The organism is Nocardioides iriomotensis, from assembly GCF_004168035.1.
GTDB lineage: Bacteria > Actinomycetota > Actinomycetes > Propionibacteriales > Nocardioidaceae > Nocardioides_B > Nocardioides_B iriomotensis.
Genome location: NZ_SDPU01000009.1, coordinates 43,688 through 59,529 on the forward strand (window position 1 = coordinate 43,688; position 15,842 = coordinate 59,529).

11 protein-coding genes are annotated in these 15,842 nt (G+C 66.6%); 2 read left to right on the forward strand and 9 right to left on the reverse strand.

Features of this window, described 5'->3' with window-relative positions; genetic code table 11:
* Positions 1 to 51: 51 nt before the first annotated feature.
* Both ETU37_RS02155 and ETU37_RS02160 read right to left on the reverse strand, forming a co-directional pair.
* The gene (locus tag ETU37_RS02155) at positions 52 to 1,527 is read right to left on the reverse strand and encodes a sulfatase family protein (protein WP_129985236.1); all 1,476 of its coding nucleotides are present in this window, start codon (positions 1,525 to 1,527) and stop codon (positions 52 to 54) included.
* Between the two features lie 408 nt (positions 1,528 to 1,935).
* A complete protein-coding gene (locus ETU37_RS02160; protein ID WP_129985237.1) occupies positions 1,936 to 6,930 on the reverse strand; it encodes a hypothetical protein in 4,995 nt (1,664 codons plus the stop codon).
* Positions 6,931 to 7,238: 308 nt separating this feature from the next.
* On the opposite strand from ETU37_RS02160, the gene ETU37_RS02165 reads away from it, so the two are divergent.
* Entirely contained in the window at positions 7,239 to 7,889 is a 651-nt protein-coding gene (locus ETU37_RS02165; RefSeq protein WP_129985238.1) for a hypothetical protein, read from the forward strand.
* Between the two features lie 100 nt (positions 7,890 to 7,989).
* On the opposite strand, the gene ETU37_RS02170 is transcribed toward ETU37_RS02165, so the two are convergent.
* The 4 genes from ETU37_RS02170 to ETU37_RS02185 form a co-directional block, all read right to left on the reverse strand.
* On the reverse strand, positions 7,990 to 8,286 hold the full coding sequence (locus ETU37_RS02170) for a hypothetical protein (RefSeq protein WP_129985239.1): 297 nt from the start codon (positions 8,284 to 8,286) through the stop codon (positions 7,990 to 7,992).
* A gap of 129 nt (positions 8,287 to 8,415) precedes the next feature.
* Positions 8,416 to 9,108, reverse strand: a complete 693-nt coding sequence (locus tag ETU37_RS02175) for a thermonuclease family protein (RefSeq protein ID WP_165372367.1) — start codon at positions 9,106 to 9,108, stop codon at positions 8,416 to 8,418.
* A gap of 275 nt (positions 9,109 to 9,383) precedes the next feature.
* Entirely contained in the window at positions 9,384 to 9,707 is a 324-nt protein-coding gene (locus ETU37_RS02180; RefSeq protein ID WP_129985241.1) for an excalibur calcium-binding domain-containing protein, read from the reverse strand.
* 334 nt (positions 9,708 to 10,041) lie between these two features.
* Positions 10,042 to 11,448, reverse strand: a complete 1,407-nt coding sequence (locus ETU37_RS02185) for a sensor domain-containing phosphodiesterase (RefSeq protein ID WP_165372368.1) — start codon at positions 11,446 to 11,448, stop codon at positions 10,042 to 10,044.
* Between the two features lie 219 nt (positions 11,449 to 11,667).
* Between ETU37_RS02185 and ETU37_RS02190 the strand changes: the two genes are divergently transcribed.
* Positions 11,668 to 12,039 (forward strand): hypothetical protein, encoded by a 372-nt coding sequence (locus ETU37_RS02190; protein ID WP_129985243.1) that lies wholly within the window; start codon positions 11,668 to 11,670, stop codon positions 12,037 to 12,039.
* Between the two features lie 337 nt (positions 12,040 to 12,376).
* Here ETU37_RS02190 and ETU37_RS02195 read toward each other — a convergent pair whose 3' ends face one another.
* The 3 genes from ETU37_RS02195 to ETU37_RS02205 form a co-directional block, all read right to left on the reverse strand.
* Positions 12,377 to 12,790 carry a nuclear transport factor 2 family protein gene (locus tag ETU37_RS02195; RefSeq protein ID WP_129985244.1) on the reverse strand — a complete coding sequence of 138 codons (414 nt, stop codon included), beginning with the start codon at positions 12,788 to 12,790 and terminating at the stop codon, positions 12,377 to 12,379.
* A 65-nt stretch (positions 12,791 to 12,855) separates the two neighbouring features.
* On the reverse strand, positions 12,856 to 13,494 hold the full coding sequence (locus ETU37_RS02200; protein WP_165372369.1) for a Crp/Fnr family transcriptional regulator: 639 nt from the start codon (positions 13,492 to 13,494) through the stop codon (positions 12,856 to 12,858).
* Positions 13,495 to 14,050: 556 nt separating this feature from the next.
* Complete coding sequence (locus ETU37_RS02205; RefSeq protein ID WP_129985246.1) at positions 14,051 to 15,376, reverse strand: adenylate/guanylate cyclase domain-containing protein; 1,326 nt, start codon at positions 15,374 to 15,376, stop codon at positions 14,051 to 14,053.
* Positions 15,377 to 15,842 lie beyond the last annotated feature (466 nt).

The window sequence follows — 15,842 nt, forward strand, 5'->3', positions numbered from 1 at the left end:
CTGTCTCCTAGAGCGTCAACGAGTGGGTGCGGCCGCTGCGGGCCGGGCGCCTCAAGCGCTCTTGAGGTCCTGGAGCAGCGCAGCGAGCTCGGTTCGCCGTCCGGCGTAGGCAGCGTCGTCGTGGCGGCTGTCCAGCTGGTACGGATCGCTGGCCAGGTCGTACAGCTCGACGTCGCGGCCACCGTCCGCGTAGTCGTACTCGGCGTAGAGGTACCGCCGTGTTCGCACGGCGGCGCCGCGCGGGTGGATCGAGGTGTTGGAGTGCCCCACGCGTTCGACCTCGAGCAGGATCGGACGGCCCTGCGCGACCCGCGGGTCGCGGGCCAGCTGCTGCAGCGGTCGCCCGTCCATGTCGAGCCCTGCCGTGGCCCCGGCCGCCTGCACGATCGTGGGAGCGAGGTCGATGTTGGCGACCTGCTGGCCGCGGGTGACGCCCGCCGGGACGCCCGGCCCCCGCACTATCAGTGGGACCCGCACCGACGGCTCGTAAAACTGGCTCATCCAGGCGGCGAGCCGGTGCTCGCCGTTGAGGAAGCCGTTGTCGCAGGTGAAGATCACCAGGGTGTTGTCGCTCTGCCCGGTCTCGTCCAGCGCGCGGAGTACGTTGCCGACGGCCTCGTCCACCGACAGCAGCGCCTCCAACTGCTGCTGGTAGCGCTCCCGAACGTTGGCCTGCCGCTCCGGTGGGAGCAGCGGCACGTCCTGCTTGAAACGGGGCTTGTCGGAGAAGTCCGGCTCATTGAACGACGGGTCGTCCGGCAGCGGCTCGGAGGCGAACGCATCCCGGTGCCGGGGTGCCACCGTCGGCGTCACCCCCGGCCCGCTGGTGCCCGGGTCGTCGGGCTCGCGGTAGGCACCCGCCCCCTGCTCGGCATGCGTGGCGGTGAAGCAGATCCAAGTGAAGAACGGCTTGCCCGTCGCCGCGGCCCGACGGACGATGTCGGCGCCCTTCTCGGCGTACACGTCGGTCTGGTAGCGACCCTGGTAGTTCACCAGCGCGCCGTTCTCGTTCAGGGTCGTGTTGAAGTAGTTGTAGGTGTTGACCGAGGCGTTCCAGTCCGACCAGCCGGGCGGGATCTGCGACGGGTCGGCCCTGCCGACCTCCTCGTAGTGGTTGACGTACTTGCCGAGATGGGCGGTGTGGTATCCGGCCCGCTGCAGCCACACCGGGAGGGTGTTGGTGTGGTCCAGCTGGCCGTAGTTGTCCTCGTAGACGCCCTCGACGCCATGGTTGTGTGCGTACTGCCCGGTCAGCAGCGTGGCCCGCGACGGCGCACACCAGGGCGTGGTGCAGAAGCTGTTCGCGAAGGTGGTGCCGCGGTCCGCCAGCTCGCGTTGCACCGTCTGCATCACGCGCACCGACTCGGCGTTGTGATTGTCGGTCAGGAAAACCACGATGTTCGGCCGCGATGCTGCGGCGGCAGCCGCCTCCATCATCGGCCTCGTCGCGGCTAGCGCCCCGACCCCGGCTATCCCACCGGCCAGCACCGTCCGCCTGCTGACCTGGCTCACTCGCCGATCGCTCATGCCAACCTCCTCCGTAGGGCAGCAAGACACTAAGAGTGACCATCTGGGTAAGTCAACAATCTCGATACTATTAGAGCCACTTGCCGTACCGACGATTCAGCCCTTCCGCGCACGAGACGGTCGTTGAGATCGACAGCAACCGGTCAGGGGCAGGGCGCCGGCTTAATTGATGCAACGAGTGAGCTTCCTCAGCAACCGCCCAACCGGTGACCGCCCGGAGAGCGGCATGAGAGTGAAAACCTGCGTGTCCCGACGCGGCGGATGAACGCAGGCCGTCACTCAATGTCATGCGCCCAAAGGGGACCACCTCATTGCCGCATTGGTCGGCGCACCGAAGCTATGCGCGACTGGCTACGGACGCGCGGGGGCGCGGTGTGGAACCAGGCCTGCGATTGAGTCCGGGGCCGTTCAGATACGGACGGGCGTGGGTGGCTTGGCGTATTGCTTCCAGCCTCCGGCCACGGGCGTTGGCATGTTGATGGGGTTCAGGACGAGGCTTTCGTAGTCGGTGAGTTCTTCGGATGCTTCGACGTCCACATACTTGCGCAGCGTCGGGGCCATGGCGAGTCCCAGTGAGCAGCCCCACAGGTGCGCTTTCCCGTTCGCGGAGAACACCGCTGAGGGTGCGGCGGAGAGGGCCGCGTCGAGGTCGGCGGTAGTGATGACGACTTCGCCGGCTGGTTCGTTCGCGTCGCCCTTCTTGTTCTCCCAGCCGTACTGGAGGAACCAGCTGTCGTCGTTGGAGTGTCCGAAGTAGTCGAGCCGCTTGACCTTGACTTGGGCGCGGTCTATCTGGGGCATCTGCCATTGCGAGGGGGCCTTGCGAGAGGGCATGCGGGTGTACCAGTCGTACCAAGTGCCGGTGCGGTCGGTGGCGGTCGGTCCTCCCCCGCCCATGTCTTCCTCGTCGTGCTTGTCGAGCAGGTGCCGCCAGTGTTCACCGGTGAACTGGCCGAGGGTCAGGTAGGACAGGATCTGGCCAGGGTCGGTGACCATGAGCAGCTTGACGAGGACGTTGGGAACCTTTGCGGGTCCGCCGAGGGTCTTGCCGTGCACGATGAGGCGGGGCAGGTCGTGGAGGCGGGTGAGCCACATGTCTGGGTCGTGCGGGCGTGCCTCGTAGGTTTGCCCGGGGCGAAGCGCTTCCGTCGTGGTGCGCATGAGAATCTCGTGGTCGATGCGTTCCTCATTGACCGCTTGGCTGACGAAGGCCGTGGACGGCCGTTTGGGTGCGCTGGCAGGTGTTGGACGTGCGATGACCGGGATGTTGCCTTGTTCGGTGCGCCGCACCATCGGGTCGTAGGGGTCCTTGTTTGCCACCCACGGGGAGCCGAGCCACTTCATCGTGTTCCATGGGGACGCAGCCCAGTCTCGTTCCGAGCGCGCCGCGTAGGGCGGGTAGTAGACGAGGATGGTGAGGATGTCGCCGTCGGCGAGCCTGGCGATCTTGTTGCTGTACAGGCGCGGGATCGATTCGATGAAGTTCGCCCAGTACAGGTCGTGGGTGATGTTGCCCTGGTTGGGGTTGCAGAAGGCCGCGACTCCGGCGATGTTGGTTGGGGCCGTGTTCAGCGTGAAGGTGAATGACCCGCTGCCCGCCGGTGTTTCGATGTCTTTGCCGAATCCGTTGTAGAAGTTGCTGGGACCGCCGGCGACGATGATGTGTTCCACCGGCTTCCGGCCGCCTCCTCCGCTGGCGAGGATGATGTCGGCGTCGCCGAAGGCCGGACCGGCGGCCTCGTCGAGTGGCTCGCCGTCACCGAACGCGACACGAACCTCACCTTCAGCAGTGCTGGCTTCGATGGTGCTGCCCGGTTGCATGCGGGCGGCGTGGATCGCGTCGACGATGGCTTCTTCTTGGTGCGGTCGTGTCGGCCGGGGCGTGGTGTGCATCTCTTCGAGGACGTGCTGGGCTTGCTCGGTGGCCTGCTCGGGTGTGACGAGCTGCTTCTGCTTGGCCCGGTCGATGGACGCGAGCTTCTGGTCTGCGGTCTTGGTGGCGTGTTCTTGTGCGGCCAGTTCTGCGAGCTTGAGCTCTGCTGCCTTGTTCCCGAACGTGGTCGCCAGGGACGCCGCAGTTTCGAGGCCCGCGCGTGCGTTTGCCTGGGTACCGGCGAGACCGGCCATGTCACGGAACGCGTTGGCGTTGGTGAGCGCCCCGAGCACCTCGGACAGGCCGGCTGGGGCGGGAGCCTCGGGGGCGTTCTGCAGGTTGATGAGGGTCGCCGGGAACGCGGTTGGCGTGGTTCCTTGGGGTTCGGCACGCCGCGACGTGAGCAATTCAGGTGGGAGGTCGGCAAGGGCGGGGTCGGGGTCCGCGAGGACCCAGTCGGTCGACCCGTAGTGCTCCTCGAGCGCCTCACACTCGTCCATGACGGTTTGCGCGTAGAGGCCGTCGGTGGGCAGGGAAAGGTAAAGGGGTTCGCTGACGGCTTGTTGCTGTGCGTAGTAGTTGTGCAGGTTGGCGGGGGTGTCGACACCGGGCATGCCAAGGAACGACCCGGCGGAAACTCGATACACCAGGGCGTTTCCCATGATTGCGATTGGCTCGCGTTCGACAACGGATGCCAGGCTTACGCCGTTGGTGCCAGGCACGTAGTAGCCGTCGAGCATCATGTAGAGCAGGTCGCGGTCCATCGTCCACCAGATGAGCTTGTGGTAGTACTCGCGGTGCTCGTTAAGGTGCTGGACGAGTTCTTGCACGGAGCGTGTGATCTGGGCCCGCAGGTCGACACGTTCCCAGGCTGTCGGCGGGGCGCTGACCGTCGCGCCACTCGCGTCGACGGCGCCGGTGAGGGGCTGGATAAGGTCCAGGGCGCCTTGTTGAACGGCGACGGTGCGCTCGAAGGTGTCGGTCTGGTAGGTGAAGGAGATACGGACAAGGTTGGCGACGGAGCCGGGCGTGAGGCCTTGGGTGGCGTCGACGCGCAAGGTGGCGAGGCTTTCACGCGTCAGCGTTGTGCCGGGAGGGATGGGTGCGGAGAAGTCGATGCGAACGGTGCGGTTGAACGAGTAGCGGCTAGCCAGCGTGAAGTCCGCGAACAGCGGCTGGTTGCCGACTTTGAGGGTGAGAGTATTCGCCCAGTTGGCCGCAATTCCGGGGGCGTGTTCGGTCTGGAACAGGCGGTCCCGGACGGCCCGCGCCTGTTCGAGCAGCCGCGCGTGAATGGCGATGGCGGGCAGCGGCAGGAAGACGCGGAGGACTGCCCAGGCTTCATCGTCGAATTTGTCGTCTTCCTTGTCCTTGGGGCGTTCGACGGCGAGGTCGACGTACAGCGACCCGTGGACGTGCCGGACGGGCTGGTCGGAGCGGCGCCCGGCCACGATGCTGGAGTAGGCGAAGCCAGTGAAGACGTCACCTAGGTTGTCGAGGGCCGGCTGGAGCCGGCGGTCCTGAAGCCCGGTAGCGAGTGTGTCGCGCCAGCGGTAGGCGCGCGGGATGGTGAACGGTTTGACGGCCAGCGGGACAAACACGCACTCCCTGACCGCCGCGAACTCGGTGGTGACCTTCAGGTGCCGGAGGATTTGGTGGTAGATGACAGTGAGCGAGTGCGCGTAGTTCGGGTTGCGCACGACTTCGGTCGTGCCGGTTACCGTCTCTTCCTGTGCGACTTCGTTGACGACGGTGCTCTCCTGGCGTCGCAGGGAGTCTCCGAAGCGCCGGATGCTGTCGCGGAGTCGTTGCTCTTCGCTGGCAGACGTGCGCCTGCCGCCCTGCTGCTCAGATGAGCTGCTCGCGTTGCTGTGGGCGGCGCCTCCGCCGATGACGAAACCGGGGAGTGCAAACCCGGCGCCACCAGCGGCGGCCGTGACGTCGGAATGGCTCTCTCCGCGCGCCCACTCGGAGAGGCTGCCGCGGACCGCGTTCTCGTAGTCTCTTTCTCGACTCGTGGCGTCAGAGACCCGTTCGGTGACCTCGGTGACCTCGGTGCGGCGGCTGCGTTCGAGTCGTTCCCATTCGATCTTCTGGATGCGCTTGACCTGTCGGGGTGTGAGCGTGAGGGTCTTGGCGACATTCCCGAGGGAGTAGCCGTTGGACCGCCATCGCACGCGGAACTCGATGATGTGCCCGCGCGCCACGGTGACGGCTTGGTAGCGGGCCGCGTCCCCCTCCCAGTCGAGTGGGTGGTCGCCGTCCAGCGCGGATCGTCCTCGGCTGAACTTGGAGAGGAAGTCGAGGTACGGCTTGGGCAGCGAGTGAATGCCGAACTCGGGGGTGAGGGTTGATAGGAGGCTGGGCTCCGGTAGCGCGCTCAGGCGGCTGCGCGCCGAGGTTGCCACTCGTGCGATGCGGCTGACGATGCCGCGCGGGCCGCGTGGGTTACGGGGCCGCGGCGGCACTGCAACTGGATGGATGACGTCAACGACGGGCAGGGCACCCGTTCGGACCGTGCCCTCGGCGCCAATGGCCGGTTGTTCGGTGCGAAGGATGGTAAAGAACGCTCGCTCGCTGAGAATGCGTTCCGGGTTGGAGAACGGTCGGCAGTACTCACCGGGGTCTTCGGTGAAGACCTGTGGGTTGTCGGCGAGTTCGGCGTCGTCGGTGGCGGTCGGTGTGCGCCCTGGAGCAGTAACTGTGTCTGTGCCGCTGGTTGTGGCTGGTTCAGGGAAGACAGGCAGCGTGACGATGAGCGGCGTGCGGAGTGGCTTGGAGAGATCATCGGTCACGAAACCGATGGCGCCGCGTGTTCCGATGAGCCACCACAGCCAGCCGGAGGTCGTCTCGGACATGAAGCGGTGGCGGAACCGGCCATCGACACCCACAGTGGCGCCCTCCCATGCGGCGGCAGCGGGCGCCTGCGTCTGGTCGGTGTTGACCCACACGATCGTGGTGGTGCGGGCGGTGTTCGACTGGAACAGCTTGTCCAAGCCAAGCGCGCTCCAGGTGGCGGCATCCTTCACCGGCGCAAGCACCAAGGTCGCGAGTGAGAACGGGTAGGCGAGGTCACTCGTCGCGGCGAACACACCAACTCGTTCCATCGTGTCCGGCCCGGCGGCCGGCTGGGGAAGGCTGGAAGTGGCAGCAGCGAGGTCATTCGCGTCCAGGTCAACCAGGATAGAGCCGTCGGCCGTGGGCGTTCCCACGGGCTTAGATGCTGCAACACGTCCAGTTCGGTCCAACACATTGAGGGCTGCGGCGGACCCCGGGGCCGCGTCCTCGACAATGATCGATCCGCGACCATTGGCATCGAGCTCACCTCGAACGGTGCTGGAAATCGTCGACGTTTCGGCACCGCCAGTCCGGGTCACAGCACGGACCTGATCTTCGCCGCCGTTACCCCCGCCTGCTGCTTCGATGTGGGCGACGTAATTCAGTTCGATGGCGACGCCAACAGCCTGCGCTGCCTGGACCCCCTGCTTCAGCCGAACATCAACGGTCAAACGCACTCGTGGCTGCGCCATGGCTCCCCCGTCCGATGAAGTACAGCGGCTTCTACGTTCAGGTTCGCGGCGGCAAGACACGCACGCAATGACCCGAGTGGGCCAGTCGCAGGCCTTGCGATTGGCGATCTGGGCCCGAAAGTCGTCATGGCTGACGACACAAACTCGGATCGCCGTGCCTTCGGGTGTTCCGCGCCAAGCGGCAGCATCACTTTGGCCTGTGCACTCGAACATCAGCCCCTGGCCACTTCAGGGTGGCGACGGAACAGCTGCCGAGGCACCATCAACGTCTATGCGAGCTAGACCGGCTTTTCCGTGCAGGAGTGCCAATGACGACTTCTCAGTTCGACGACGACAGCCCAGACCGGGAGGTGCTGGCCTCGTTCGTCTATAGGGTGTGTGACGACCTCAACACCGTGACCTGGATGCGGGGTCCTCTGTTTGCGCCGGATCGGTCCGATCGAGACCAAGTGATTCCTGCGATGGGTGAGGCATGGGAGGAGGTTCGGACACTCGTTCCGGATCTCATCGAAGCCGTGAGGTCTCCCCGACCCGGCGATGGCCGGCTTCCGGACGCCGGACTCGTGGGCGGGCAACTCCGCTTCAGTGTCGCAGCCTGGCGGGAGTCACGAACAGGGCTTCTGCTGGCGTTTGAGGAGGGCTACGACGTCGGCGCCTTGACTGCCTCTCCGATGCCCAACCCGCTCCCGGGGGTGGCGCATGCCGTCGTGCTGGATCCGGCGCTGCCGCCTCGGCGGCCGCGTTGGATGAAGTGGGCCCTCAAGAGGCTCAGCCAAACACTCGGACACGCAGACACTCTGCTTGAGAGCCTCGCCTCAGTCATCAACCTCGCAGAGCCCGTCAAGGAATATAGAAGGCCGTGGAAAAGCTCGCCAACGATCGAGCTGACACACTCACTGGGCCGACTCCGCCCCGTCCGTAGTCATTACCTTGGGACGTCCTCGCTCGCGGCGGATTGACGCAGCCGCACGGATCGCGAATGCGCGGGAACCCCAGGCGCTGCTGACTCTCGGTCGGCTCTCGGAGGGCACGGAACATGTGCCCTGGTTCAGCTCCTGCCTAGAAGCGACTGAGGATGTCTTCCTTCGCGGTGTTCTTCGCGATGCCGATGAGCATCAGGAGTGTCTGTTGCAGCCAGCCCATGGTGACGTAGACGGAGATTGCTGCGACCACGCCGTAGACGCTGATGATTAGGGAGATCGCGTCTCCGAAGGGGTTCTGGCCCGCCAGGCTGAGTGCTGTCGCGCCGAGGACGCCGACCGCGATGACGGCTAGTGCGATCCACTTCAGCAGTCCGATCACGTAGACGAGTCGGGTCGCCGCTCCGGTACTGACGGCTCCGCCGGACTTTGTCATGTGCCCTCCCCCGGGGGTTCTCTCACGAAAAGTGGACGGCCGCTGGCGTCTCGGGTCACCAGCGGCCGTCCGGGATCAATTGAACCCGACGGTGCGCTTACGCGTCCGTGGATTCGTGCACGTTCTCGCTCAGCACGTGCCCCAGATGCCGCGGTGGGCGCCCTTGGCCATGGTGGCGGCCTTCTTGTAGCCGCTGGTCCGCTTGAAGGGGTTGTTGTTGTAGACGTAGACCGTGGCGTGGCCGAAGTAGACCTGCTGACGGTTCACGTCCTTCCCGGTCGACTTCTTGTGCACGTAGCGCAGCAGACGCCCGTACCGGTCCTTGAGGTCCTGCGTCGGGTCGGAGTACATGACGACCTTGGTGCCGATGGGCAGGATCCTCTTCAGACTCGCCGACGCCTCGGGGCCGCCGCACTCGGTGCCGCCGTAGACCTCGGGGGTGTCGATGCCGATCAGTCGGACGTCGGGCGTGCCGCCGGTCGCGAGGCGGACCTTGATGGTGTCGCCGTCGGTCACCTTGATCACGATGGCCGACTGGGTCAGGGTCGAGCCGCCGCCGCTCCCGGACTTCGGGTCGGTGCTGGGCTGGCCTCCGCCGCCGGTCGACCTCTTGTACAGGCAGGGGCATGGGTTGGACTCGCAGGCGATCCCGTCGCCCTCGGCGTCGAGGCCGTGCGGGTCGCTGCTGGGGCCGCCGTTGTTCAGAAAGAAGATCTGGGCGGCGCGCTGGGTAGCGAAGTCGCCGCAGTCCCGGTCGTAGGCCTGGGCCGGCGCCATCGTCAGGACGCTGAGGATGCCCGCGAACAGGGCAAGGATGGGCATGGCAAAGAGGGCGCGCGAGCGCGTCATGGTTCCCCCGAAGTGCAGAGTGGTTGTCAGGTCGACGAGACCATAGGCAGCTTTGACCGCCGCCTTAGCGATCGACGCGGGGATACGCCGAGCTCTGAACAGACGGTCGATCTTGATAGTCAGTTAGAACCATCTCGGTCGGCGGCTCCACGCGAAGCGACCCGTCACCGACCGCGACGCCGGCCATGGCCGGTGGTCGTCCCAGACGTGTCACGGTCCTGTGCGGCGGTTGGCTGGCGGTACCAGGGTCAGAGCTTCTCGCAAGCGATGCCGTCGTTGTCGCGGTCAAGGTCGTACTGACCCTGGCCCATAGCCGCGCCAGGCGTACGTGGACCATCGTTCAGGAGGTAGACCCTGGTATTGCGCGTGAAGTTGGTGACGCGCTCTGACGACGTCTTATCGACTGCGCCACGCCGACCAACGCCATGCTTGAAGTCCCTGTTGAGGGACTTGCACGACGGGTACGTACGGTCCTGGCCCTGGTGGTCCGCCTCGGCCGGTCCGCTGATGGAGAGTGTGGTCGTGGCGGTGATGGCGAGAACGGCGGCGCTCAACTTGGTCTTGGTGTTCATGGCTCCCCCCGATGGGTCTATTGACTGCCAATGCACGATCTACTCACGTTAGGCAGACGGTCGCGGCTCTGTCCTGGTTTCTGGGAACGGGTGCAGCGTTCTCGTAAGTCTCGAAATGGTGGTGACGTCGCCAACTGAAGAAGCAAATCCCACAAGGGATGAGACTGCGCTGCACCGGCCGGTCGGCACCCGTAGTTCAGCGGCTGATCCTTGCTCCGGCTCGCGGCGGTTACACGCACTGACTGAGGGGCAGCGTCCGCGGCTCTCTGCCAAGGATTCAGGACCATGCCTGGTCGAGCCGTGACTCCGCATCCAAGGACTGGCCGACGCCGATTCAGGTGTCTGCGGGGGTGGGTCGCGTTTCGAGTTGCCCGACTGCGGGCGCCGGGTCGGGTAACCAGCGTCGGTTCAGCCAGTCATGCCATTCGGCTGGGTTGATCGAGGGGTGCGCGATTGCATAGCCCTGGGCCTGGTCCACCCCGAGGGTGCTGAGGAGGTCGAGCTGAGCGGCTGTCTCGGTGCCTTCGCCGAGGACGACGGACCCGGTTTCGAGTGCGACGAGGACCAGCGCCGTGACCAGGGCTCTGCGCGCCCGATCGGACTCGAGGTCCACGATGAGATCTCGGTCGAGCTTGATGATGTCGGGACGCAGGTTCAAGACGTGGTTCAGCGACGAGTACCCCGCTCCGGTGTCATCAATGGCGAACCGCACTCCTCTTGTTCGTAGTTGGGTCAGAGCGGTGTTCAATTCCGCGTAGTCCGCGACCCGGTCGTGTTCGGTCAGTTCGATCACCAGCCGAGTCAGGTCGACCCGGGTGCGGAGCAGACGGGCGCGAAATGTTGCGTCGAGGAGTAGCGCGGGGCTCGCGTTGACCGAGAGGTAGCCGGTCCCGCGCATCGTGCGCAGCACGTCCACCGCGGCGAAGAAAGTCAGTTCGTCGAGCTCGCGGGTCAGCCCGGCGGCCTCGGCGTCTTGAAACCAAAGTCGCGGACCCCGACCGTCGCCGAAGCGCGCCAGTCCTTCGGCGCCGACCATCCGGCGGGACTCAAGGTCAATGATCGGCTGGAGGGCCACCCTGACCCGTCCGTGGGACAGCAGATCCAACACCCGGCCGCGTGCCCTCAGCGCGCCGTCGTGCCCTGCCGAAGAAGTGTCCACGCGGCGTCTAGTGCCGCGGAATCCAAAGACGCGTCCACGCCTGTCGCGCATCGGCACCCCGGCACCGGACAGCCACACCGCATGGCCGTCGCGGTGGCGCCACCGCAGTTCGAGTCGGCCCCACGGTGCCGCGTCGTCCCTCGCCACGCCCGCAGCCGCGCCGAGCCCGCCCGCCGCCAGTTGGCGCGCGTCCTCATCGACCAGCAGGTCCATCGACTGGCGACCCACGAGTTCGCTGGGTGAGTAGCCGAGCAAGGCTTCGACGCCGGGGCTCGAGTACGTGATGACACCGTTGGTGTCGCTCTCCCACAACCAGTCCTCGGTGGTGCGTGCCGTGGCGTCCAGCTCCTCGCCTCGCCGCTGCAGCTCATGATTGGAGAGGCTGAGCCAACGCCCGACGAGCATGACGCCGGCGATGAGCACGACACCCGTGCCGGCGCCGGAGATCGCCAGCAGAACCGGAGCGCTCCACCACCGGCCATGCCTGAGGCCGGCGAACTCGTCCATCGCCAGCATCACGGTGAGCGTGACGTCGAGGACCCCAACGGCAACCAGAAGAACTGACCAGCGGTCGAACCTCATCACGAACGCCCTTCCAAGGCCTCCACGAGCGGAGCCGAACCCGTCGTCACCGCAGCGGCACGGCTGACGCATGACGTATCACCCCAATCATGCCGAAACCGGTACCAACAGGGAACCCACGGCTCCCAACCCTCCACTGAGCCCGCTGGACGCTGAATGATGATTACGAGCCCTGGTCGTGGGTATCGGCCCCGACGAAACGGTGCGCAAGGGGGACAGATGACTCGACTGCTTTGGGAACGACTGCACCTCGGCGACGCCCAGGACAGGCCCACTGTGGCGCGCGAATACGTGGCCGACTGCCTGCAGGCATTCGGCAGGACCACAAACGTCACGCTGCTCGACGCGACCAGCCAACTCGTCAACTACGCGATCCGTAACCAACGCGGCGCCCTGTCGGTGATGGTGGACCTGCCGACGTCCGAGACGACCCGCGTCACCGTGCAGGACGACGGCCCGATCCCACCCGCACACGTGCTCCGGCCGAACTCCCGTGACTCCAGCATCCGCGCGCTGAACGCAATGGGCCTCGCCTGGGGCGTGGGACGTGGGCCAGCGGGGCGCGGCATCGGCATCTGGGCCGAAGCCTAGTCAGCCGGACGCGGTGCGCTGCCGCGTCGTTCGGCCCGACCGGGACGTTGGCTGGACGCCACTCCAGCGCGACCAACTCGCGGCGGTACGACGCACGACAAGGCGCGTTGGCCTAGGCGGTGGCACACCGCAACCACCGGGCCGCGGCTCGCTTCGACTGTCACGTGGTTGCCGGCCAAGGCCACCCAATCCGCTGCTGCCCTGCGGCACTGGGTGACGCATGGCCGACGGACGACAGACCATAGAAGGCCGGGTGATCGGGCGCCGTGTCGACGCGGACCTGTCGTTCGCGAAACCAGCCCTCGGGATTCCCGGAGCGTAACGCCACGTGCAGCGCTCAGGCCTCGGGCTCGCCATGCGTCACATCCGCGAACTGCCAGGTGTCGGTGTATTGCTGCCAACGAATGGCCTTGCCGTCGCGGAAGTCCCACACGTGGGCCACCTGCGCGTCCAGGGGCTTCCCGGTCGACTTCGCAGTCGCCCGGTAACGACCCTCCACCAAGAGGGTCTCTCCGAGCTCGCTGATGCGCTCCACGTCGACGAGAAAGCCCTCGAAGTCGTCCCCGATCCGTGAGAAGACGCCCTTCAACACCGCTTGAGGGCCGGTGAAAGGACCTCCGGGCCAGTAGGCCACGTGCTCGGCCTCGTGCCATTCGACCTCGTCATCCAGCAGCCCGAGGATCGGCTGCACATCCCCATGGGCCAGCGCGTCGTAGGCCTTGCGAACGAGTTCGGCTGCTTCTGCGGTCATGGTGCCCTCCTTGGACTCAGGCCTGCTTGGGGTGTGTCAACACTCGCTCCCTCTGGCCCCTCCCGTCAGGAACTTCTGTTCCATTCGGCCTCGCGAGCAAGACGGACGGGATCGGCGATGACGATCCGATTCCGTCCCGTCCGGATGACGCCTTCCTCTCGCAGTTCCCGAAGAACCCGGACGACCACCTCACGGGCCGTTCCTACCGCGTCTGCCAGGTCCTGCTGGCTCTGGCTCACGGCCAGCTCGCCTGGCCGCTGAAGGTCGGGCAGCCGGCCGACTTCCAGTCCAAGGGACAGGTCGAGCAGATGCCGGGCGACGCGCTGCCTGACCGTGGCGAACGCGTTGCCGGGGATCTCGTAGATGAAGCTCATCACCCGTTCTCCGAGTTCGCTAAGGAAGGCACCCGCGACGCGCACGTCTCGAGAGGCCGCCCGTGTCACCGCCGCGGCGGGCATCTTCAGCAGCCGTGAGTCCACCAACGCCTGGGTGGTGACCGGCGTCGCATATTCAGGCGCGAACAGAGAGACCGCTCCGATGATCGCGCCGGCGCGGCAGTACCGGACCGTCATGGTGCGGCCATCGGACGCGACGACGAACAGTCGCAAGGCGCCCGTGATCACCAGCTCGACGTGGCGCGCGCGCTCGCCCTCTCGTGTGCTCACCGAGCCCGCAGGAAGCCTCACTTCAATGGCGGTGCTCAAGATGGACCCAAGGACCTCCGGTGGCACGTCACGAAGGTTCGACAACCTCAGGGCGGACTCAATCTGTGGGTCCACCACCACACCCTAGTCACACACCGGACTCGGTCGGTGCTCGAAGCGGTAGCAGGTGGATCGAGCGGCATCCTCTGTGCCCGACGTTGCCGGCTGCATCATTCTGGGCTGCGGAACGACGTACGCTGCGGCGTCGGTCCGTGCTCCAGCCGCCGGACACGTCCGCCGCGCGGGGCCATTCCCCACCCGCGATTAGCTCGACGAGCTCGCGGCCGCCCGCCGGGGCGTCTACGCCGACGTCGTGAGGCTCCTCGGCTTCGCGGGGGTCTGCGTTTGGGCGAGTCGGACCCGATGGTCACCGACGGCAAACACATGATCGGAACACTCAAGCGTTACGGCCTCGTGGGGTGAAGCAGCCCGACGGACCCAACGTGTTTGACCGAAGGTCGGACGCGGCGAAGTGACGCACCTACCCCACAGGGCGGCCGGGCTGTCGAGCATTCCTGGGGAGCACCCTCTACGAGGTGCTCGACAGCCCAGACGGCTACTGGTGGACCGCGAAGAGCCGCCACCGGCCGGGGACTCCCTTCAGGTGGTGGCTGCCGCGGTCGTCGAACCGCAGCCCCGAGCCCACGACCAGCTCCTTGACCGTGCTCGACGCAAGCACCTCGCCCGGACCAGCGAGAGCACTGATGCGAGCGCCGATGTTGACCGCCATGCCGGCAACGTCGCCGTCGTGCACGGCCAGCTCCCCGGTATGCACGCCGGCGCGGATCTGGATGCCCAGCCGTCGCACCGCGGCAGTGGCGGCAAGGGCGCATCGCATCGCGCGGGCGGGACCGTCGAACGTCACCAGAAAGCCGTCCCCGAGCGTCTTGACCTCGCGCCCCTGGTGGACGCCGAGCAGACGGCGGATCTCGCGGTCATGACTCTCGACCACGTCGCCGTACCGACGGTCGCCCATCTCGGCCCGGCTCCTGGTCGAGTCGACGATGTCGGTGAAGAGCACGGTCGCCAGCACCCGATCGGCGTCCCTGGTCCCGTGACCGCCGACGAGCATCTCCTCGATCTCGTCGAGTACGGCGTCGTAGTCGCCGGCCATCAGCATGTGGTCCTGACCGGGGAGTTCCACATAGCGGGCACCGGGGATGCGCTCGGCGAGGTAGCGTCCCTGGTCGGCGCGGATCATCAGGTCGCCGCGACGGTGGAGGACGAGCGTGGGGACGTGAATCGAGGGCAGGATCGCGCGTACGTCGATCTCCCGGTAGAGGTCGAGCAGCTCGATCGCGCCGCGCGGGCCGATCCCCTGGCGGAGCATCCGTGCCCACCAGTCGGCGAAGGCGACGTCGTCACGGGCGCTCGGCGCCCATTGGTCGATCCCCACCGCACCGCCCCACCCCGCCCGGACCCGGTCGCCCCACCGGTCGAACACCTGCTCGGGCAGGGCGTGCGGGAAGTCCGGCGCGCGCAAAAGCCGTGCGTATGTGCCGTAGAGGATCAGGGCCGACACCCGCTCAGGGTGGGCGGCGGCGAACAGAGTCGACATGGGTCCTCCCATGTCGACGCCGAACAGCGCTACCTGATCGCTGCCGACGTCGTCGATGACCGAGCGCACATCCGCCATCGACTCCTCGAGCGTCGGTGGGCGCCCAGGGCGGTCGGAGAGGCCCTGTCCCCGCTTGTCGAACAGGATCAGCCGCGAGAACGAGGCCAGCCGGTTGAGCATTCGCGCCACCCGTGGGTGCTCCCACACGGCCTCGACGTGGAAGACGAAGCCGGCGACGAACACCAGGTCGACCGGCCCGTCGCCGTGGACCTGATAGGCGATGCTGACCCCGTCGCTGTCGGCGTAACGCGTCGAGGAGGCCACGCACAACTATCCGCCCGGCCTGCCGACCTTGTCACGCGGTCAGCTCCGGGCCCGACGTCCCGGAACCACGCGCGTGCTGCGGGATCTCAAGCCGTGTCGCACACCGAGCGCCCGCGTCGGTGCCCGTGTTCGCGAGCGTTGGCTCGTCGTCAGCTCCTCGGCGAGTAGCACCAAGATGCCGCCGGCCGCGAACACAGGTGGGCTTGGACACGTCCCGATAGGTCGCCACGCCGCGCATCGGGTGGCAGCCGCGTTTCGCGGCAATTTCGAGGACCTCGTCGATGTCGTCGACCGAGTGCCGGTCCACACTCCACTGCCGCGTCACGGTCGAAGGATGTGAGCCCGAGGGTCGGCGACGAAGGCGATCGCTTCCAGGTCGCGGACAGCGATCCCGTCGTTCTCGAGCTTGACGAGCATGGGTGGCACTCCGACAAGGAGCCGACCATGGAGACCGCGGGCCCGGCCG